This window comes from Bacillus sp. AFS023182 (assembly GCF_002560575.1).
Lineage (GTDB): Bacteria > Bacillota > Bacilli > Bacillales > Bacillaceae_G > Bacillus_A > Bacillus_A arachidis.
Genome location: NZ_NTRO01000004.1, coordinates 316,718 through 335,596, shown reverse-complemented (window position 1 = coordinate 335,596; position 18,879 = coordinate 316,718). Strand labels below are relative to the sequence as shown.

Here is an 18,879-nt window from a genome sequence, read left to right as displayed (position 1 = left end):
CACAAAGCTTAGCGAATTGCACTTATTTTTGCTTCTCTATATAGAAATACTGTTGTAAATAAAACGCAATAATACAAACGAGCATACCAAAAACAAAAATGTTTCCAAACGAACTAAACGTTTGAAACACAAATAATAATGTTTCTTGACCAAAAAAGGCAAATAAGAGTTGTATAAAAGCAAATAAGAGCGCCCAGTTATAATGTTGTTGATGAAATAAATAATGAGTTGCTCCTAAAAATGCACAAAACGAGATGATAAAAATCCACCATGTTTCTAAAAAAACTTGCCATCCTGCAAAGTTATACCCATTTACAACAAGTGCAATGATTCCAATGACAAGCATTGTAGGGACGCTCCAAAATAACGCTCGACTTCGAAAAAATCGAATTCCATTAGAATCACCTTTTTTATTTGCGCAATATGTTAAAAATGCCGCACTTATATACAGGACAGAAAAAATTGTTAATACGATAATTAACCAAAAATGTAATTGATTGTATTCATGTTCGATATTCGTAACAATAGCTGCTAACATACCTGGAATCAACATACCTGTCCATCCATCAATTTTCCTTTCATTCCAAAACACAGCATTTCCTATTCGAATGCCTAAAAGCATAAAAATAATGACACCAATTACAAATAAGGTTGTCTTATTTCCAACTATGCTTGTTGAAAAAGCAATTAAACCAATAAATAAAAAAAGAACAAATCCATTCATAATCTCTAATACAGGTGATAAATAACCTTTCACCCATTTATATGTTTCTTCATATTCGCATTTATTCTTTAAACGATATGCATAAAAACTTATGCCGAAATAAACCGCTGCAATAATAACATATGCATACAAAAAGAAACATAAGATTGCGCTGCCAATCTGCACCTAATCCCCCACCCTTTTATCTATGTATCACATTGATTTTACACATTTTTCACATGAAAAGTAAACTAAAACATACAGTTCCATTGCTTTGAGTCAAATTTTTATTATTAAATCCATACCCTAGATGTATATCTCTCATTTAACCTACTATTTATAAAACCAAAAACCCCCTAATGAAAAGGAGGTTTTTTGCACATATCAAAAGAAATTTCTACTTCCAAGCCGTCTAGCATGTAAATAGAAAATCCACCTTTTATTCAGCTTCTTTTTGCGCTTCATCTAACACACGATTTACTCGTTTCGTTAGCATTTGCATCCCGCTTCCACCCGCTTGGAAATGACGAAGTACACCATTTTTATCAAACACATAATACGCTGGCACATATTGATTTTCAAATGAATCTGTAATCTTATGTTGATTGTCCACTAAAATAGGTTGGGAAATTCCATGTTCTTTTGCAACTGCTTCCACTTGCTCAAGGTTTAAGTCTTCTTCTGAACGTGGCATATGAACGGAAACAACATTTAATTGCTCTTTATACTCATCACGAAAGTTATTAATATTTGGCATTGCTTCTTTACATAAGTGACAACTAACTGACCAGAAATGAATAAGTGTGGGTTTTTCACCAATTAGTGATTCACGTACAACTTCTCCATTTAATACTTTTGTTGCACCATCTAAAGAAGGCATTGATTCGCGTAATTTCATTATTTTTCCTCCTAATACATGTAGAGAAAGGCCTAACAAAATATTGTTAGACCTTCTATAGTTTACAATAAAATTAAACGTTTAAAGTTGCTTGACCTGGTTTCCAGTTTGCTGGGCAAAGTCCACCAGTTTGAAGAGCTTGAAGAACACGAATTACTTCATCAACTTCACGTCCGATGTTGTTATGATGTACAACTTGGTACATTAATTCGCCTTCTGGACTAATAATGAATAAACCACGAAGTGCAATACCTTCTTCTTCAAGTAATACACCGTAGTCACGAGATACTACATGGTTCGTATCTGCTGCTAACGGATAATTTAATTCTCCTAAACCATTTTTCGTACGATCAGTGTTAATCCAAGCTAAATGAGTGTGGATTGTATCAGTAGATACACCGATTACTTCTGCATCTAAATCTTCAAACTCATCATAACGATCAGAAAGTGCGATGATTTCTGTTGGACATACGAAAGTGAAATCCATTGGATAGAAGAAAAGCACTGTCCATTTGTCCTGTTTCATAACTTCTTCAAGACTTACTTTACCAAATTCTTTGTTTGGCATAACAGCGTCCATTTCAAAGCGTGGCGCTTGTTTTGCTACCATACGTTCTGCCATATGTATCAACCTCCATAAATTTTTATCATATATGTCCACTCTTGTAGTATATAAGAGGAATCAGTTTTCAGTCAATTTCAATTGGTAATCATTACAAAACAACTTACTATCAACTTTTCCCTCCACCTACCATTATAAAGTATTGTGTTAGAATTACAAAAAAAATGCATTATATCTTATAATTTCTCAATTAAAAAGAACAGGTTTAAGACCTGTTCCCTTTCCACTTTACATATTGATTTAAAAATGAAATGGTCTGTTCAATCACTTCTTCCTTCGGTTGTAGTTTTGCATGATGTAAACCATATTCTGAGTCTACTCCAAGCCAGAACATAAACCCTGGAATATCACGAAGCATATAACCAAAATCTTCTCCTGTCATCGCTTCTGTACATGTAACAACATTCATATTTGTTTGTTCAGATGTAAATGTCATAAATTCTCGCGTTAACGCACCATGATTATACACTTGATGATACATGGCTCCGTAATCAATAACAGCTTCACATTGAAACGCTGCTTCAATTCCCGCCACAATTGCTTCAATTCGACTTTTCACTCGTTTCATTGACTCGACAGATAATGTTCGAATCGTCCCTTCTAAGCGAGATTTTTCAGCAATGATGTTTTGAACTGTACCACCTGTAATTTTACCAATTGTAATAACAGCGCTATCAAGCGGATTCACATTGCGGCTAATTACAGATTGAAGCTGTGTAACAAGATGACTCGCTGCAACAATCATATCATTCGCTGTATGTGGATATGCCGCATGTCCGCCTTTTCCTTTTAAATCAATATATAATTCTGATGTATTTGCAAATAACAATCCCTCTTTTGTCGCAATTGTTCCTACTGGATACTCAGGTGCGATATGAAGACCTAAAATCATATCAGGCTTCCATTCCTTCAACTCTTCACTTTCTAACATAGGAAGAGCTCCTCCTGGGCCTTCTTCAGCTGGTTGGAATAGAAAGACAATGTCATCATCTATTCTTTCATTTATAGTAGCTGTTAAAAGTCCTAAACCGATAGTAGTATGCAAATCATGACCACATGCGTGCATCATCCCTTCATGAGTAGAAGCGAATTCATAACCAGTCTCCTCAGTAATCGGTAAACCATCAATATCTGCACGATAACCAATCATTTTCTCCGGTTTTTTGCCATTCACTTTAACGATTACGCCTGTTTTCCATGTTTTAACTTCAATATATTCCTTAGGAAGAGTATGAATATACTCTAAAATATATTTTTGTGTTTTCCATTCCTTAAATCCTAATTCCGGAATTTTATGTAAATCCCTACGAATTTGTACAAATTTACTGACTGTCATGTCCGCACCACCATTTATAAAAAGCGTAAGGGCATGAATAGTCCCTTACGCTTTTTGTTTTTATTTTTCTGGGTTTAATTGACGAAGTTCTTGTTTAATTTCTGTTTTTGCCTTTGTCTTCTCATCAATTTCTTTAATAACACGCGCTGGTGTTCCTGCAACTACTGTATATGGTGGTACATCTTCCGTCACAACCGCACCCGCTGCAACAACTGCACCTTTACCAACTGTTACACCTTCTAGAACAACTACATTTGCACCAATTACAACGTCGTCTTCAACGATAACTGGTTTTGCAGAAGGTGGCTCGATAACACCTGCAAGTACCGCACCAGCACCAACGTGACAGTTTTTACCTACTGTAGCACGTCCGCCAAGCACTGCATTCATATCGATCATTGAGCCTTCACCGATTACTGCACCGATATTAATCGTTGCATTCATCATAATAACTGCATTATCACCGATTTCAACATGGTCACGAATAATCGCACCTGGTTCAATACGAGCTTTAATACCTTTTAAGTCAAGCATTGGAATTGCTGAGTTACGACGATCGTTTTCGACAACATAATCTACAACGTGCTTTTTATTTTCTTCAAGAACTGTCTTGATTTCAGACCATTCTCCAAATAAAACACCAGCTTTTTTATTTACAAACGCTTGTACTGTTTCAGGGAATGTTACTTCTTTTAAATCCCCTTTTATGTATACCTTTACAGGAGTTTTCTTCTCACTTTTTTGAATAAACGAAATAATTTCGTTTGCATCCATCATTTTCATGCTTGTTGCCTCCTAAATCCATTTATAATGTTACTCTACCAAACGAAAGAGCTACTAGCAAGACAATAATCTTATTTTTCCGCTTGAATTTCTTCTATAATATCTAAAAACGCTTGTACTTGTTTAAGTTGCCTTGCAGAATCACTTGTCAATAACCACGTTTCTCGATTCAACTGAACCGGTGTTTTATATGTCTTTTCTCTTACTTCTTTTAAAACAGTGGAGGGCAACAACGCATAACCAATTCCATTTAAAACGAGCTGCTTACATGTTTCAATTTGATCAACTACAATCGTTCGTTTAGGAGGATTAGAAAATAAACCGTACCACCAATTCTGTATTTGTCCATAGTATGTCGAATCGCTTTTAAATTGTATAAACGGTCTGTTTGTATCTTTCAACATAGAAATATCTTTAATTTCTGTATCAACTAAATACAGCTCATCCTCAAATAGTTGCTCTTTATGCCCTTTATATTCTTGTTTCCCTCGTAATATAGCTACATGGACATCGCCTTCATAAAATTGCTTTTGTACTTCACTACTCCACCCTGTAAAAAGAGAGATTTTAACAGATGGGTATTTTTGTACAAATTTCTTTAAAACAGGCGGTAACCAGTATTGTCCAATCACAGAGGCAACCGCTATCTTTAATGTTCCGTATGTTTCCGTATGATAGATTGCTAATTCACTTTTAATGGCCTCTTCTCTCTGCAACATATCTTTCGCATAATTGGCCACTTTTTCTCCTTCTGGTGTAATTGTCAATCCTTTTTGAGAACGGATAAAAAATTTCATTCCCCACTGTTTTTCCATTGATTGTAATCGTTGACTGAGTGCAGGCTGTGAAACGAATAAGCGCTCCGCAGCTTTTCTCATATTGGATTCCTGGGCTAAAACAACCATCATTTGAAAATCATCAATTTGCAACTTTCTCCCTCTTTCCTTATCTTACATGTAACCATCTAACCTCAATATATACGTTGCACCATTCTCTAACATGCAATATTTAATTATTATTTCCAAGAAGCTTGGGTGAATTATGATTTCCCCTAACCTTTTATACCTGTTTAAACTAGCCACTCTACATATAAGTACAAATTGAAAAAACGACATAAAACCTAATAAGAGCATCCAGCCATGCACCGAAGCAGCCAGATTCTTTTCCTGCCCCAGCCAAATTAAAACAAAGAGAAAAAACAAGTAGCAATCATCTATCGTTCCTCGTAACAGTGACTTATGCGTCGAAAAATCAAAATGCCTTTATATAAATACGTAAAAGAGATGCATGATAAAAAAGCGACTTCTCTTTTTATTCGAAGTCGCTTACCCTTCTTTATCGATTATATTGTCTTACTTTTTTGTTCAGCAATTTCAAAATAGCACGCCTTGTTAAAATCCCTTCGAAGTACCCATCATTGTTTACAGCACAAATAAATGGATGATCAATTGTCATTTCTAACGCTTTAGCAAATGAATCTTCAAGTCTAAGATTCGGAATGTCCTTTTTCATTACATTCTCAACTTTCATATCTTCAAGTTTTTCAAATTCAATACGTTCTAACCCTAAAATCCCATCCAAAATCATAGCAGTACTTATTAATCCATGCAATTTATACATAGGATCTAAAACAGGAATTGCTGAATATCCAGACTTTACAAGAACAAGCAAAGCATGTTCTAAGCTATTTCCAATTTGAACATGTGCAACTTTTTCTGATGAAATCATTAAATCCTTAACAAGAACTTGTTGAAACTCATCTTTCGGAATACTAATCATATTATATCCCCCACTTTTTCTTCCTTTTTCCTGCTAACATGATCTCCAATAGACAATTCATAAGAACCTTACTGTTCACAGTTAATCATATCCACGGCTAAAAGTTTCACTTTATTTCCCATTTCTATTCATATCTTATGATAGCGTTTTCATATTATTATTTTGTCCTAATTTTATTCCAACAAAAATAATGATACACAGTTCATTCTACCATAGAACACAAAAAAAAGACTACCTTTCTGGTAGCGCTTAGTATCCTTCATTTTTCAATCGATTAAATAGCCTTGTAATTCTTCTATATTGGGAAATATCAGTCTCTTTTAAACCACTTTCAATATCTGTAAGCTCAACAGCGAGAATTTCACTAGCATAGTTTTGTCGAAACAAAACATCTAACAATAAACTTTTTTCCTCTTTTGTTAAAGTAAAACTCTTCTGCATATACTCCTCTCCTTATACCTTTTTCCTTAGTATTTATTATATAAAATATTCGCTTAGTTTAATAGATGAAAAATTCAGTTTTTTATTTTGTGTAGCGATTTGCATAACTAAATGCAGCATAGGCATCAGGTTTAATTTTTGCAGTTAGCCCCATCGCCTTCACCTTCGTTGTCATATCAGAAATAAATTCTTTTGTTAGTCCATCATTTCCTATATCTAAGTGAATTTCCATTACAAACCCCGCTCCTTCATGAGCATATGGATGTAACAACTCCCATATACGTCTTATATGTTCTGGCGTAAACAAATAAGCGACTTCTTGACTAAACTGTGTTTCTAAATATATTTTTTCACGTAAAGTAGTTAGTTTTTTACGTACCGCTTTATACCTTAAGCATCCCCATGCTCCTTTCCCAACACGATGAATGTGCACTGCCGTAATAAAACGGGTATCTTTTTGATGTGCTTGTGAATCTGTCCCAATAGATAGACGATACAAATTGCGTGGATCCCTTTCAATAAAATTACAAATACGTAAGAATACTGTTTCAAAATCCATATGCCTCTCTGACACGTTATAAAATAGATATTCACCGTTCACTTAGTCACGTCCCTTCAATTAGACAGACTTTTTGCATTCTCATTGTATGGGACAAAAGAGTAAAATATGACTTATTATCCTTTACTCGTTTCTATATTTCGAACAGAATACTTACATGCTGGACAGATATAAATTACATTCTGATTAGATTGCGCTGTTAGTACATGATCCATTTCAAATGACATATGGCATTTGGGACAAATAACAATTGGTAGTCGTTCCATATTTCACATTCCTTTCAAACTTTTAATACCAGTGTAGGAACAACCAAAAAATCTTATACATATAAAGTGAAACTTTAATCAGTGGGGGGCTTACTGTCCATTAAGGCGGGATAACGTGAAGCTTCCATCAAGATTTTACAGTTCATTATCTCCACATATCTTTTTCAATTCTTTATCCTTTTACTATCTAGTAATAAAAAATAAAATCTTTTATTAAAATCACCAAAAAAGGTACCGTGAGAGACGGTACCTTTTTTGTATGTATCAAGAAATAATGTCGTAAATTTCAATTGCAACCATATCAATGTTATCGAATTGATATACTTGTGGCTTTTCGCCTTGTTGATACACTTCTAACTCATACATTTCACTTTTATCGAAAAATTTCACGCTACATTTGCGTTCACCGTTCACTTCAAAATAGCGTTGTGCTACTTCACCGCTTTCAGCTTGTTCTTGTAGACTAACAAGTCGAGTTAAAATTCCTTGGAGTAGAGACATGAAATCTCCCCTTTCTCTAATCTTCCTACCAATAGGTTTTACAGCTATACTCATTCTATCCGTCATAACAGAAAAAATGTTCCACACTCTAGGATAAAGCTTCTTGGCGAGAAACTCAACTAAAATTTGTCGAAAAAAGAAGTAAAAAACAGAAAGAAAATCTTTTTCTTCCTTTGTTGCGGTTTTTGTAGCTGCAGAATATAATAAAGAGCAGAAAAAGAGGAGGGTTTATAATGAAAAAAGTAGAGGTTTATACACAACCAGATTGTCCACCCTGTGCCATTGTAAAAGAATTTTTAAAACATAATAACGTAACGTATGAAGAATTCGATGTAAAAAAAGATACTGCAGCTCGCAATCGTCTTTTATATGACTATGATTCATATTCAACTCCAACAGTTGTCATTGACGGTGAAGTTGTTGCAGGTTTTCAAATTGAAAAGCTACAACAGTTACTAAATATAGAATAGGAATAGGTGACTATGCACCTATTCCTATTCTTTTAACTCTTCTAACTTTTTCATTTCTGTTAAAAGTTCCTGACTCTCATGATACCCCGCTAATTTCCATTTTCCTTTATCCTGTTGTAATGTTACTATTTGATATTGATCATTTTTTGACCGTTCATATACATACAAAAGGTGATGTTCTTCATCATACAACATTTTAGTTGCCGAATTAAATGAAAAAGGTGCTTCTTTCGTAGGAAGTAAATATTCACCACTTTGTTTATCATTCCTACTATTTTCATCTGTAAAAACTTGAAGAAAATTATCTGTAAAGTACAGTGATAACGCATCAACCATTTTATTCATCGGCAAGTGCTTCCCACGAATTGAAAATTGTGCCTCGTATCCCTTTTGAATCGTTGTAAATACTTCTTTTCGATCCACTTTTATCTCTTCTTTACCAAGAACTGTTGTAACACTGTACCCAACCAGAAAGGCCATACATAGAAAGAGAACAAACCAAATTCCATATTTTTTCATTCTTTCACCTTCCTTTAACAGAGCTTGTCTTTGTATTATTCATTGTAACAATGATTATGCAAAGAAAGGGATGGTTTCGTTCGTAAAATCTTTACAATGATAGACAGCATTTTCACCATCATTTTCACTATTACCAATTTATGATAAAACCAAACAAAAAATGCACGAATTGCTTCGTGCATTAAAATAAAACATCCTCCTCGTATAGAAATTCATAGGACAAATCAATAAATAAAAAATTCTCATCATCAATTGGAAATGAAAATGTTCGCACCATCTCCCCTGTTTCTATATCTGCATATAAATCCGAGAGTCTTGCTTTATTTTCAAATCTCATTTTCATTATATTTTCTAAAAAGTACGGGCGCCAGCTCCAATTTTTCATATAATACTCTGGCATCACAATCCATTCACCATCTTTTTTCATAATGTTTCCCGATTGCTGAAAACCATCTTCATTACAAATAAAGATTCGAAAACTATAATGCGATACATGTTGACTAAAATGTAATAACCAATCATTAACGTCTTCATTCTTTTTCTGCTTAGATAAAACATTCCCAACTTGATCACGTAATGTTTCTGTTAATTGATAAATTTTTTGTAGTTTTTTCTTTTCATGTTGAATAAATTGATGACATTCATTACCGAGACGTTCTTTTAAAATATCTGCTTCAATAAAATCTGGAAAACACTTTTTTAAATAATTGCCTTGATAATATCTCCCGCCATTTTTCCAAGCATATTGTAACTGGTAAAACGCGTCAATTTCTTCATATAATAATGTCGCACCAATTCTTCTTGCGAGTAGTGACAAAGAATATAAAATATCTTGATAAGATTGTAAAAGTGCAGTTTGTCTTAAGTTCGTTAAATCTACCTTTAAAATGTCAGGTGCTAGTACACTAATTCGTTCTAGATTACTCGTTCCTGTTCCGACTTTATTAATTGAAATTTGAATTCCATATGTACGGTAATACATAAGTAAATGATTAAATTGTTCTATATCTGCCTTACACTCGTGCTCTGTTATTTCTAAAACGATATGGCCTAAGTTCAATCCTTTTTTTTCATACATTAACAGTAAATGAAGTAAACTTTCTTCTTCATCATTCATTAATATGTTTGCACCCCGATGTATAAACAATAAAAAATCTTGATTTGTTTCTAAGTAGCGCTCTAATGCTTTTTCTACTATGACATTATCTGCCTCTAATTGGAATTCTCCCGGAATGGAATCATCGCGAAAAAAAGAAGCAAGACTTTGTATCCCATCTTCCGTTTGGATACGTCCTACTACTTCATATCCAATTACTGTATGTTCATCAGCACTAAAAATAGCTTGATAATAAGGAAGGACTTTATCCAAATTACTCATCACATCTAATGCATCTACCAAAATGTTTCCCTCCCTTTACTTTTCAAAATTATAACACGGTATGTATAGAAAAATAATAAAAAATCCCTTCAGTTTTCCTGAAGGGATTAGAGGGGTAAAATGCTAAGGGGAATTAGCAATTCTACTATGAAGAAAAAAGAGGTCTTAAATATACCTTATAAAAAACCTATTGTAAACACTTTTCTACCATATGTCACAAATCCGTCACATTTTACCTCACATGAATGGGAAATAATCCCCAAGTTTCACTCTTATATAATCCCTTTAAAACGGATATTGGTGCAAATGCTGTCCACCATCCATTGTCATACACGTTCCATTTATGTATGCTGCTTCATCAGAGCATAAATAAAAAGCTAAACCTGCAATTTCTTCTGGCGTACCAAGTCGACCAAGTGGGACGCTTCGCAGTGTACGTTTGGCTGCCTCTTCTGAAATCCATAATTTATCCGCGCCACCTGTTCGTTCGATTGGTCCAGGAGCAATTGCATTGACACGAATACCATATTTACGCCCCCACTCGACAGCGAGCGTTTTTGTCATTGCCAACACACCTGCTTTCGCTGCAGCAGAATGAATAACACCCGGTCCTGCATCCCAAGCATACGTCGCTACCATATTAATTATATTTCCTTTTATCCCCTTTTCAATCCAATACTTTCCTACTGCTTGACTGCAATAAAAGGTCCCATTCAACACAATATTAATAACCGCATTCCAGCCATTTATCGATAAATCTTCTGCATGACAAAGAAAATTACCTGCTGCATTATTTACTAAAATATCAATACGTCCAAATTTTTCATCAACATATTCAATCATACGCTTTATATCTTCTATATTTCGAACGTCCATTTGTACTGTCAATACTTGTCCTGCAAATTGCTCAATCTCTTTTTTTGCTTCTTCAAGCTTTTCTTGTGTACGCCCTGTAATAACAACCCGTGCTCCTTCCTTAGCAAAACGAGCTGCCATTCCTTTTCCCATTCCACTTGAACCACCTGTTATGATCGCTACTTTTTCTTTCAAAATATCCCCTCCCAAAAAATGAATACACATTCATTTTACCACTTTATTTCATAGAAATCTTTATATTTTTAAACTTTTCTGATATCTTTAGATAAGAAAATCACTTTCTCTGTAATATTTCTTATAATCTATATAAATCCATTTTGACTTTTCGACATATAATTCTCTGCTATGAAGAGGAAAAAGTGACCCACACTTGTTTTCTCTCTTTTTTCACTTGATATGGGCATGAAAAGGATTCGAACACTTCTATACATGGCCAGACGCTCTCTCCCACCTAAAAAGTAGCCTTTGGTCGGCTTTTCAATTTGTATTTATATATGGCTCTTCAATATCCAAAAATACACTTTTGAAACAAGAAATAAACAGAAAGGAGATCCAAGTGACCTATAATGAATTGCCTGTATACCTTATAAACTTCCTTTTGTATACTATAGGTTCGCTCATATTCCTATGAAACAAATTACGAGAAGAAACTTTATAAAAACAGGAATACGCACTTTTCTCTATACTTGTGTTACAGGTGGTCTTGGTTATTACTATGCAAAGTATATAGAGCCGAACTTTCTCTCTTTAACACATCATACACTTCGTTCTTCACTCATTCCAAAAAACTTTCATGGTATGAAAATCGTCCAATTTAGTGATTTACATTTGGGGTACTATTTTTCTCTCCAACATCTTTCTACAATTGTTTCTAAAATAAATGAAACTACGCCCGACATTGTACTTTTTACTGGTGATTTAATCGATGACTACCAAACATATAGCGAAACTCCTTTTGTTTCTTCAATTTTACGAAACATTCGTGCGCCCTTTGGTAAATTTGCAATCTACGGAAACCATGATCATGGGGGATATGGAACCGAATACTATAGTCAAATTATGAGTGACGCAGGTTTTGAAGTATTACAAAATACCGAAAAACGTATTCGTTTATTAGATAATAGTGAAATTTCTATTTTCGGAATCGATGACATGCTTCTTGGTAAGCCAGAAATCGATGTAACATTACACAATGTGCAGAAAGAGCTATATACAATTGTGCTCGTACATGAACCTGATATAGCCCCTAAAATTGCAGAATTCCCAGTAAATCTCCAACTTTCTGGGCATAGTCATGGGGGACAGGTACAACTTCCCTTTTTAGGAGCGATCGTTACCCCAGCACTAGCAAAGCATTACATTGAAGGATTTTATCATATTCAAGAATTACTTCTTTATGTAAATCGCGGTCTTGGAAGGACACGTGTTCCATTTCGTTTTTTATCCAAGCCTGAAATTACAGTATTCACTCTTCAGCACTTATAACCTATAATTGCCTATTTTCTTATATATCCTTTCTTGTACTCGCTCATCCATGCTATTTCACCATATGATAACAATGAGTCCAATAAAGGAGGTTTTTTCATGTACCCATACCCTCATCCCTATCTAGTTCGTTCAGGACCTATTGGCCCAGTAAGTGACTCACGCATCTTACCATTCTTCGGTGTCCCATTCTTAGCAGGACTTGCTGGCGGCTTAATTGGCGGAGCATTAGCATTCGGCCCTAGACCACCTTACTATCCTCCATATCCACCGCCATTTCCTTGTTATGGAAGTCCGTGCCAACCATATTATTATTAATATAAACAAAAACTATGAAAAAAGCCCCTTAACTTACAAGAGGCTTTTTTCGCCGTATTCTCATAATCTTGCATTCACAAGTTATTACACTTAACTATTTAATATATGTAAATTCATTTTAATTCGTTGATATACCAGTCACTGCTAGGAAAATAAAACATGGCCTCCACTCATACTTTCCCTTTATTTTCACTTAACATGGGGAGAAAAGGATCTGACCACTTCTATGCACGGTTAGATTCTCTCCACCTCACAAAGGATGGTTTTATATCGTTTTCCAATTTACACATTACTCTGCATCAGTATTTTGATAAGCCATCTTAAATAATTTCACTTGGCTATCAATCTCTTGGGAACCATTATTTATTATATAATAGTATTCACCATCTTTATTTTGTTCACGTGTTTTTACGTTATCCGCTAAAATAAGCTGCAAAATTGCTTTGATTCTTGCTTTCATTTCAAATCCTACAATCGGAAATGATATTTCTACCCGTTTTTCCATGTTCCTTGTCATCCAATCTGCTGAAGATAAGTAGATTTTTTCATCCCCATTATGATGAAAATAATAAATACGACTATGTTCTAAATAACGTCCAACAAGACTAATCACCCGAATATTCTCACTCACGTTTTTAATACCAGGCCGCAAGCAGCACGTTCCTCTAACAACAAGTTCTACTTTCACTCCAGCTTGCGATGCTTCATATAGTTTTTGAATTAAAGGTTTATCTGTTAACGAGTTCATCTTTGCAATAATACGTCCGTTTCCATATTGCTTATGATAGCGAATCTCTTCATCGATCAATTCCATAAATTGATGACGTATATCGAACGGTGCTACTGATAGGTGATGGAAATGTGGCTTTGTTGTATAACCACTTAAGTAATTAAAGAAATTGGTCGCATCTACCCCAAAGTCTTTCCGAGATGTAATATATCCAAAATCTGTATATAACTTTGCCGTAGCATCATTATAATTTCCCGTTCCTAAATGGACAAATCTTTCAATCTTCCCGTGTTTTCTTCGTACAACAAGCGTAATTTTACTATGCGTTTTCAAATGACTTACACCATAAATAACGTGGCAACCAGCTTGTTCAAGTTCCTTTGCCCAATGGACATTATTTTCTTCATCAAAACGGGCTTTCAATTCAACAAGCACCGTTACTTGTTTCCCCTTTTCAGCTGCAATCTTTAACGCCTGAATAATTGGAGATCCTCCACTTACACGATATAACGTTTGCTTTATTGCTAGCACATTCGGATCATCAGCCGCATCACGTACAAAGTCAATAACTGGCTGAAAAGATTCAAATGGATGATGTAGTAAAATATCATGCTCTATTGCTTTTTCAAATACATCTTCTTCATCATCCAAATCTTGAGGTGGCTGCGGTATAAGAGCGGGGTAAACCAGATGTTCATATAAAGGTGCTAATTTTTTATATAGGGAAAATAAACATGTTAGGTCTAATGGCCCATCCATTATATATACATCTTCATCTTTCAATTCTAGCACTTCATACAGTAAAGCTAACACTCTTTCATCTAAATGCTCTTTGCCAATTTCTAAACGAACAGCCGCTCCCCATTTACGTTTTTTTAACTCTTTTTCAATTACTTTTAATAAATCCCTTGCACCCTCTTCATGAATTGTTAAATCCGCATTACGTGTAATACGAAAACGAGTAACAGAGGATACTTTATATCCTGTAAACAACTTATGAGTAAAGCTACTAATTACATCTTCTAATAATATAAATTTATGTTTTTGATCTTCGCTTGGTAAAAAAATAAAACGTTCGAGCAAAGATGGCACTTGAACGATTCCAAGCTTCGTTCGATTCTCTTCCTCTTCTTGCTTTTCATCATACAGAATAGTAGCTAAATTTAAACTTTTATTTAACAACATAGGGAATGGACGATATGCATCTATTGCGACAGGTGTTAACACCGGGAAAATTTGTTCATCAAAATACTCTTCAATAAATTCACGCTGTTCTTTCGTTAAATCTTGAAATGTTAGCGGCTCAACACCTTCTACTTCAAGCGCCGGCAACACCGTATTTTTAAATGTATTATACTGAACTTTCATTAATTCATGAGCTTTCATGGCAATTTTATTCAGCTGCTGTTTTGGTGTTAATCCAGCCTTATTTTCCGGTTGATTGAATCCCGCCTTTACTTGATCCTTTAATCCCGCAACACGTACCATAAAAAATTCATCCAAATTTGAACTAAAAATACTAATAAACTTTAATCTTTCTAAAAGTGGATTACTTTCATCTTGCGCTTCTTGCAATACACGTTCATTAAAAGCAAGCCAGCTTAATTCACGGTTATTATAGTAAGCAGTATCATTTAAATTCACAGCATTTCCCTTTATTAATTCCATTTCCCTCACACTTCCCCTTGAAACTTTTTCAATATAATTTAGTTACATTTATTGTAACAAATTCCAATTTATAAAAGTGTAAATTTTTTGTAAATATGTCCGTACAACTTAACCTTTCTCTTCAAACACTAGGTGAATATTCATCTTTAATGCTTTTTCAAGTTGTTTTTTCTGCTTTTCTGCCTGTACCTTTTCTGCTAAAGCCGATTGTTCACACACAATATGAAATACAAGTTCCTCTTTATTTTTCTTCACTTGAATCGTTTCAATTAGTTCCCTTTGCCTCACATTTAAGGAAGCAGAAAATTGTAAGATTGCTCCTAACAAACGAATCTTTTTTTGTTCACTTTTATCAAACCATCCTTCAAATGGCTCCAAATGCTGCTTAAATAACATTTTCGACTTATAAGATGCAATAAGTGCAAGTCTAATACGCTCTTTATGCATCATGCCGTCAATTGTCTTATTCGCCAATAGATAGAATGTATGTAAACGGCTTGCTTCCGCATCTATATATTTCCCAATATTAAATACCTTGGCAGCTTGATAAAAGACCTCCCAATCTTTTTCTGAAAAAGAGATAATTTCAGACTCTTCAAGTTGTGTACAAATTAACGTTCCTTGCTTAATGAGTTGAACCACAAAGTTCATATCCATTTCATATTCATAGGACAATAAGTGTAAACTCTCTTCTATCACATTTGGGTAATAAGAAACACCTAAATTTTTTGTAAGTTCCTCATAGAAAACACCTTCTCGTAATCCTTTTCTACTTAATACAAATGACGGAGCTTGTATAATATTTGTTAGCATATAAAATACTTCTACCGCTGGAATAATTGTATCAGCTCGATCTTTCGCTAACCCATCTAGCTTCTGCAAGTCTGTAAAAGAAAGACTTTCTAATTCCTCTTTTACACCCTTTATATCCACTTCCTTCATCTTATATAAATGCAAACCGGCTATCGGATAAGAAAGAAAATTTTGATGAATTTTCACCATATTTCGAGCACTTCCACCTATCGCAATAAGAGGTAGCCTTTTGCCCTTTAACCAAGGTAACGTTTGAAATTGGTACCATAAATACCTTCTTAGTTCCTCTAATTCTTCTATCGTTGGTATTTCATTATGAATAAATTGTTTTTTTAAAGAAAGCGCACCAAAAGGAAAGCTATAATATTCTATCATTTCTCGGTCTCGAAAATATGTAACCTCTGTACTCCCCCCACCAATGTCGACAGTAATCCCTTCAGTAAAAGAAGTCGAATTCATCACAGCTAAGTAACCATAGCGTGCCTCTTCATATTCAGATAAAACCCTAAGTACAAAATCAGTTTTTCCTTCTACAAGTTTTTTAATTTCTTCTTGGTTCTTTGCTTGTCTAATTGTTGCCGTCGCAACGCAAAGTATATTATGTAATCCGTGAAACCTTGTACTTTCTTGAAATTGAAGTAGTGTTTGGAGCAGTATATGCATTCCCTCTTCTATGAGCACACCATCTATTAGATAATTTCTTAATCGTGCAACAACTTTTGTATTTTCAATTTCCTTATAAAAACCTCCATTTTGTTTTTCATAAATCACCAGTCGCATCGTATTTGAACCAATATCAATAATGGCATATTGCTGTTTCAATATATCTTTCACACTTCTCACTCTTTCATCATTGAAATTCTAGAATTCATTCCTATCACTATTATACAAAATAGTTGTTTTTTGTAACAATATTGCTTTAATATTGAAAATATATACAATCATTTTTTGTATATAATAAAAACTACTTTTATTTATGCTATAATAGTGAAAAATTAGAAAGGGGTCCCATCATGAAACCTTCACAGCCACAGTCTCATTCACACAAACGATATTCTATTGATCAATTGGCTCAATCTATCTTCATTGTAAACCGGCATGCCAAAGCTGCTACAAATCCTAAATATTTATATTGGTTGAAAAAGATCGCTTTAGAACGTTTAATTCGTGAAAAGAAAGCAATAAAAGAAGGATTACATTTCTCTAGGAATCCACGTTTTAGTCAACAACAATCTGATGTTCTCGTTCGGTTAGGCGACTATTTTTTCCATATCCCTCCTACAAAAGATGATTTCAATACTCTTCCACATCTCGGTAGCCTTGAATCTTCCTATAGAAACCCCAAAACAACTCTTTCTTTAGCAGTAGCAAAAAAAACGCTACAAGATTACATTGGGCCAGAAGCACTAAAACAAGAAAAAAAATTAAGCGAACCAATTCCTTGGTATCGTCGTACGTACACAAAAAAATAAAGCAAGTTTGCCTATAAAGGCCAACCTGCTTTATTTTTTGTCTTCTTTTATTTTAATGTTCGCTTGTTTATAAAATGCTACTTTTTCTGTATTATATGATTTTGTGTATTCATTGAACTTATCTTTTTCAGCATCAATATCTTTATACGATTGGTTCACTGTTTTTACTTTATCACTAATATCTTTTAATTTTGCTCCCTTATCTTGCAGCATTGTAAATAATTCTTTTTCTAATTTTAATGATTTACTATAATTATCATACATTTTCTTAAAAGACTCATGTCGTTTTTCGTATGTTTTCGTTACTTTATCCGCTTGTTCTTTTAGCTTACTATTCTCAATTTTCTTCACATATGTATCAACCGATTTTACTTCTTCTTGCGCTTTATTCAATGCTTCTTTTTCTTTATCAATTACTTTTCCACGTTCTGCTGTATTTTTCATTGCTTGATCTAATTTTTCTTTCACAGCTTGATTATTATCTTTTCCTTCCTGTACAATTTGACCGTATAATGTTTGGCCTTCTTTTTCCAGTTCCTCTAATTTTTTCGCGTCTTCAAACATCGGTTTTTCTTGCTTCGCAGCATTTTCAAATGCTACATATAATTCCTCTTCTGGTTTTGGACCGAAACAACCTGCTAATAATGTCATAGATAAAACTGCTACAATTGCTATTTTATTATATTTCAACTTCTTTTCCTCCTAATTAAATTTCACCGTTGCTTTTTATCTAACTCAACTTCTCCCTAATCATGAGCAAGCTGAATTAGGTTTTTCTGATCGGCTCCAGCTCTTGCAAGTGATGTAAAGGATTAAAATATGCCCCCTCCGCCGCGACAGCACAAATTGCATTAGCAATTATAATTAGCCGCCTGATTAAAGGCGATCGTCGGCTCCTCACGTCTATCATTCTACCATTCCCTTTCTCACTTTCTATCAATCTTTTTCTAATCCATTTTACACATTTTAAAAGTTCACTTGCAACAACTTACATATATTCTTTTTATTTCCTTAAAAGGAAAAGTGTAGAGTTTTCCCCCTACACTTTTTTAAATGAAAAAACATTGTGCAAAATGTATTGACACATCCATCACAATTATATGATGTTTAAATCTATTTTTAAAGACTTTTGTTACAAAATAATGCTTTTTTGTAACAAAAGAGAAAAAATTGTTACGAAAAAACTTTTATTACTCTATCTTTTTTAATCTCTGTTTTATACAACTGCACTCCGTCCTCCCAGAGAATCCATCGTCTAAGAT

22 protein-coding genes are annotated in these 18,879 nt (G+C 34.1%); 4 read left to right on the top strand and 18 right to left on the bottom strand.

Translation table 11 applies throughout. The features are described 5' to 3' along the window. Nucleotides 1-22: 22 nt before the first annotated feature. From CN288_RS03565 to CN288_RS03515, 11 genes are all read right to left on the bottom strand, one after another. On the bottom strand, nt 23-889 hold the full coding sequence (locus tag CN288_RS03565; protein ID WP_026590181.1) for a cytochrome c oxidase assembly protein: 867 nt from the start codon (nt 887-889) through the stop codon (nt 23-25). Nucleotides 890-1,142: 253 nt separating this feature from the next. After that, on the bottom strand, nt 1,143-1,601 hold the full coding sequence (locus CN288_RS03560) for a TlpA disulfide reductase family protein (RefSeq protein ID WP_026590180.1): 459 nt from the start codon (nt 1,599-1,601) through the stop codon (nt 1,143-1,145). Between the two features lie 73 nt (nt 1,602-1,674). Beyond that, complete coding sequence (locus CN288_RS03555) at nt 1,675-2,223, bottom strand: peroxiredoxin (protein ID WP_026590179.1); 549 nt, start codon at nt 2,221-2,223, stop codon at nt 1,675-1,677. Nucleotides 2,224-2,428: 205 nt separating this feature from the next. Further along, entirely contained in the window at nt 2,429-3,559 is a 1,131-nt protein-coding gene (locus CN288_RS03550; RefSeq protein ID WP_026590178.1) for an N-acetyldiaminopimelate deacetylase, read from the bottom strand. A gap of 60 nt (nt 3,560-3,619) precedes the next feature. Further along, nucleotides 3,620-4,342, bottom strand: coding sequence for a 2,3,4,5-tetrahydropyridine-2,6-dicarboxylate N-acetyltransferase (gene dapD, locus CN288_RS03545; RefSeq protein WP_026590177.1), 723 nt, complete (start codon nt 4,340-4,342; stop codon nt 3,620-3,622). A 71-nt stretch (nt 4,343-4,413) separates the two neighbouring features. Then, nucleotides 4,414-5,271: a LysR family transcriptional regulator gene (locus CN288_RS03540; RefSeq protein ID WP_026590176.1), complete on the bottom strand. Its 858-nt coding sequence runs from the start codon at nt 5,269-5,271 to the stop codon at nt 4,414-4,416. 406 nt (nt 5,272-5,677) lie between these two features. Continuing rightward, nucleotides 5,678-6,121, bottom strand: a complete 444-nt coding sequence (gene cbpB / locus CN288_RS03535) for a cyclic-di-AMP-binding protein CbpB (protein WP_026590175.1) — start codon at nt 6,119-6,121, stop codon at nt 5,678-5,680. Between the two features lie 249 nt (nt 6,122-6,370). Beyond that, nucleotides 6,371-6,562, bottom strand: coding sequence for an antirepressor AbbA (gene abbA / locus CN288_RS03530; RefSeq protein WP_026590174.1), 192 nt, complete (start codon nt 6,560-6,562; stop codon nt 6,371-6,373). Between the two features lie 82 nt (nt 6,563-6,644). Next, nucleotides 6,645-7,121: a ribonuclease H-like YkuK family protein gene (locus CN288_RS03525; protein WP_441296545.1), complete on the bottom strand. Its 477-nt coding sequence runs from the start codon at nt 7,119-7,121 to the stop codon at nt 6,645-6,647. Nucleotides 7,122-7,237: 116 nt separating this feature from the next. Then, complete coding sequence (locus CN288_RS03520; RefSeq protein WP_090687304.1) at nt 7,238-7,387, bottom strand: hypothetical protein; 150 nt, start codon at nt 7,385-7,387, stop codon at nt 7,238-7,240. A gap of 264 nt (nt 7,388-7,651) precedes the next feature. Beyond that, nucleotides 7,652-7,888 carry a YkuJ family protein gene (locus CN288_RS03515; RefSeq protein ID WP_000055151.1) on the bottom strand — a complete coding sequence of 79 codons (237 nt, stop codon included), beginning with the start codon at nt 7,886-7,888 and terminating at the stop codon, nt 7,652-7,654. 233 nt (nt 7,889-8,121) lie between these two features. On the opposite strand from CN288_RS03515, the gene CN288_RS03510 reads away from it, so the two are divergent. Beyond that, entirely contained in the window at nt 8,122-8,358 is a 237-nt protein-coding gene (locus tag CN288_RS03510; protein WP_026590172.1) for a glutaredoxin family protein, read from the top strand. Between the two features lie 24 nt (nt 8,359-8,382). Here CN288_RS03510 and CN288_RS03505 read toward each other — a convergent pair whose 3' ends face one another. The 4 genes from CN288_RS03505 to fadH all read right to left on the bottom strand — a co-directional run bounded on the left by CN288_RS03505 (nt 8,383) and on the right by fadH (nt 11,305). Then, nucleotides 8,383-8,877: a DUF3993 domain-containing protein gene (locus tag CN288_RS03505; RefSeq protein ID WP_026590171.1), complete on the bottom strand. Its 495-nt coding sequence runs from the start codon at nt 8,875-8,877 to the stop codon at nt 8,383-8,385. A gap of 35 nt (nt 8,878-8,912) precedes the next feature. Further along, complete coding sequence (locus tag CN288_RS28600; protein WP_170833598.1) at nt 8,913-9,059, bottom strand: hypothetical protein; 147 nt, start codon at nt 9,057-9,059, stop codon at nt 8,913-8,915. After that, complete coding sequence (locus CN288_RS03500) at nt 9,059-10,276, bottom strand: EAL domain-containing protein (RefSeq protein WP_026590170.1); 1,218 nt, start codon at nt 10,274-10,276, stop codon at nt 9,059-9,061. The genes CN288_RS28600 and CN288_RS03500 overlap by 1 nt, the downstream gene beginning before the upstream one ends. Before the next feature lie 264 nt (nt 10,277-10,540). Then, complete coding sequence (gene fadH / locus CN288_RS03495) at nt 10,541-11,305, bottom strand: 2,4-dienoyl-CoA reductase (RefSeq protein WP_026590169.1); 765 nt, start codon at nt 11,303-11,305, stop codon at nt 10,541-10,543. A 453-nt stretch (nt 11,306-11,758) separates the two neighbouring features. Here fadH and CN288_RS03490 point away from each other — a divergent pair, with 453 nt between their 5' ends. After that, entirely contained in the window at nt 11,759-12,616 is an 858-nt protein-coding gene (locus CN288_RS03490; RefSeq protein WP_090687308.1) for a metallophosphoesterase, read from the top strand. A gap of 99 nt (nt 12,617-12,715) precedes the next feature. Continuing rightward, nucleotides 12,716-12,934 carry a hypothetical protein gene (locus CN288_RS03485; RefSeq protein ID WP_026590167.1) on the top strand — a complete coding sequence of 73 codons (219 nt, stop codon included), beginning with the start codon at nt 12,716-12,718 and terminating at the stop codon, nt 12,932-12,934. A 289-nt stretch (nt 12,935-13,223) separates the two neighbouring features. Here CN288_RS03485 and CN288_RS03480 read toward each other — a convergent pair whose 3' ends face one another. Continuing rightward, the gene (locus CN288_RS03480) at nt 13,224-15,332 is read right to left on the bottom strand and encodes an RNA degradosome polyphosphate kinase (RefSeq protein WP_098301810.1); all 2,109 of its coding nucleotides are present in this window, start codon (nt 15,330-15,332) and stop codon (nt 13,224-13,226) included. A 108-nt stretch (nt 15,333-15,440) separates the two neighbouring features. Further along, nucleotides 15,441-16,979 (bottom strand): Ppx/GppA family phosphatase, encoded by a 1,539-nt coding sequence (locus tag CN288_RS03475; protein WP_026590165.1) that lies wholly within the window; start codon nt 16,977-16,979, stop codon nt 15,441-15,443. 179 nt (nt 16,980-17,158) lie between these two features. Here CN288_RS03475 and CN288_RS03470 point away from each other — a divergent pair, with 179 nt between their 5' ends. Further along, a complete protein-coding gene (locus tag CN288_RS03470; RefSeq protein ID WP_026590164.1) occupies nt 17,159-17,617 on the top strand; it encodes a YkyB family protein in 459 nt (152 codons plus the stop codon). A gap of 30 nt (nt 17,618-17,647) precedes the next feature. On the opposite strand, the gene CN288_RS03465 is transcribed toward CN288_RS03470, so the two are convergent. Continuing rightward, the gene (locus CN288_RS03465; protein WP_051588530.1) at nt 17,648-18,268 is read right to left on the bottom strand and encodes a YkyA family protein; all 621 of its coding nucleotides are present in this window, start codon (nt 18,266-18,268) and stop codon (nt 17,648-17,650) included. Between the last annotated feature and the right edge of the window lie 611 nt (nt 18,269-18,879).

Excerpts from the sequence above, each read along its gene's own strand:
- CN288_RS03560 (WP_026590180.1), bottom strand. The coding sequence starts at position 1,601 with ATGAAATTACGCGAATCAATGCCTTCTTTAGATGGTGCAACAAAAGTA.
- CN288_RS03555 (WP_026590179.1), bottom strand. The coding sequence starts at position 2,223 with ATGGCAGAACGTATGGTAGCAAAACAAGCGCCACGCTTTGAAATGGAC.
- CN288_RS03550 (WP_026590178.1), bottom strand. The coding sequence starts at position 3,559 with ATGACAGTCAGTAAATTTGTACAAATTCGTAGGGATTTACATAAAATT.
- dapD (WP_026590177.1), bottom strand. The coding sequence starts at position 4,342 with ATGAAAATGATGGATGCAAACGAAATTATTTCGTTTATTCAAAAAAGT.
- cbpB (WP_026590175.1), bottom strand. The coding sequence starts at position 6,121 with ATGATTAGTATTCCGAAAGATGAGTTTCAACAAGTTCTTGTTAAGGAT.
- abbA (WP_026590174.1), bottom strand. The coding sequence starts at position 6,562 with ATGCAGAAGAGTTTTACTTTAACAAAAGAGGAAAAAAGTTTATTGTTA.
- CN288_RS03525 (WP_441296545.1), bottom strand. The coding sequence starts at position 7,121 with ATGGATTTTGAAACAGTATTCTTACGTATTTGTAATTTTATTGAAAGG.
- CN288_RS03520 (WP_090687304.1), bottom strand. The coding sequence starts at position 7,387 with ATGGAACGACTACCAATTGTTATTTGTCCCAAATGCCATATGTCATTT.
- CN288_RS03515 (WP_000055151.1), bottom strand. The coding sequence starts at position 7,888 with ATGTCTCTACTCCAAGGAATTTTAACTCGACTTGTTAGTCTACAAGAA.
- CN288_RS03510 (WP_026590172.1), top strand. The coding sequence starts at position 8,122 with ATGAAAAAAGTAGAGGTTTATACACAACCAGATTGTCCACCCTGTGCC.
- CN288_RS03505 (WP_026590171.1), bottom strand. The coding sequence starts at position 8,877 with ATGAAAAAATATGGAATTTGGTTTGTTCTCTTTCTATGTATGGCCTTT.
- CN288_RS28600 (WP_170833598.1), bottom strand. The coding sequence starts at position 9,059 with ATGCACGAAGCAATTCGTGCATTTTTTGTTTGGTTTTATCATAAATTG.
- CN288_RS03490 (WP_090687308.1), top strand. The coding sequence starts at position 11,759 with ATGAAACAAATTACGAGAAGAAACTTTATAAAAACAGGAATACGCACT.
- CN288_RS03485 (WP_026590167.1), top strand. The coding sequence starts at position 12,716 with ATGTACCCATACCCTCATCCCTATCTAGTTCGTTCAGGACCTATTGGC.
- CN288_RS03480 (WP_098301810.1), bottom strand. The coding sequence starts at position 15,332 with ATGGAATTAATAAAGGGAAATGCTGTGAATTTAAATGATACTGCTTAC.
- CN288_RS03470 (WP_026590164.1), top strand. The coding sequence starts at position 17,159 with ATGAAACCTTCACAGCCACAGTCTCATTCACACAAACGATATTCTATT.
- CN288_RS03465 (WP_051588530.1), bottom strand. The coding sequence starts at position 18,268 with ATGACATTATTAGCAGGTTGTTTCGGTCCAAAACCAGAAGAGGAATTA.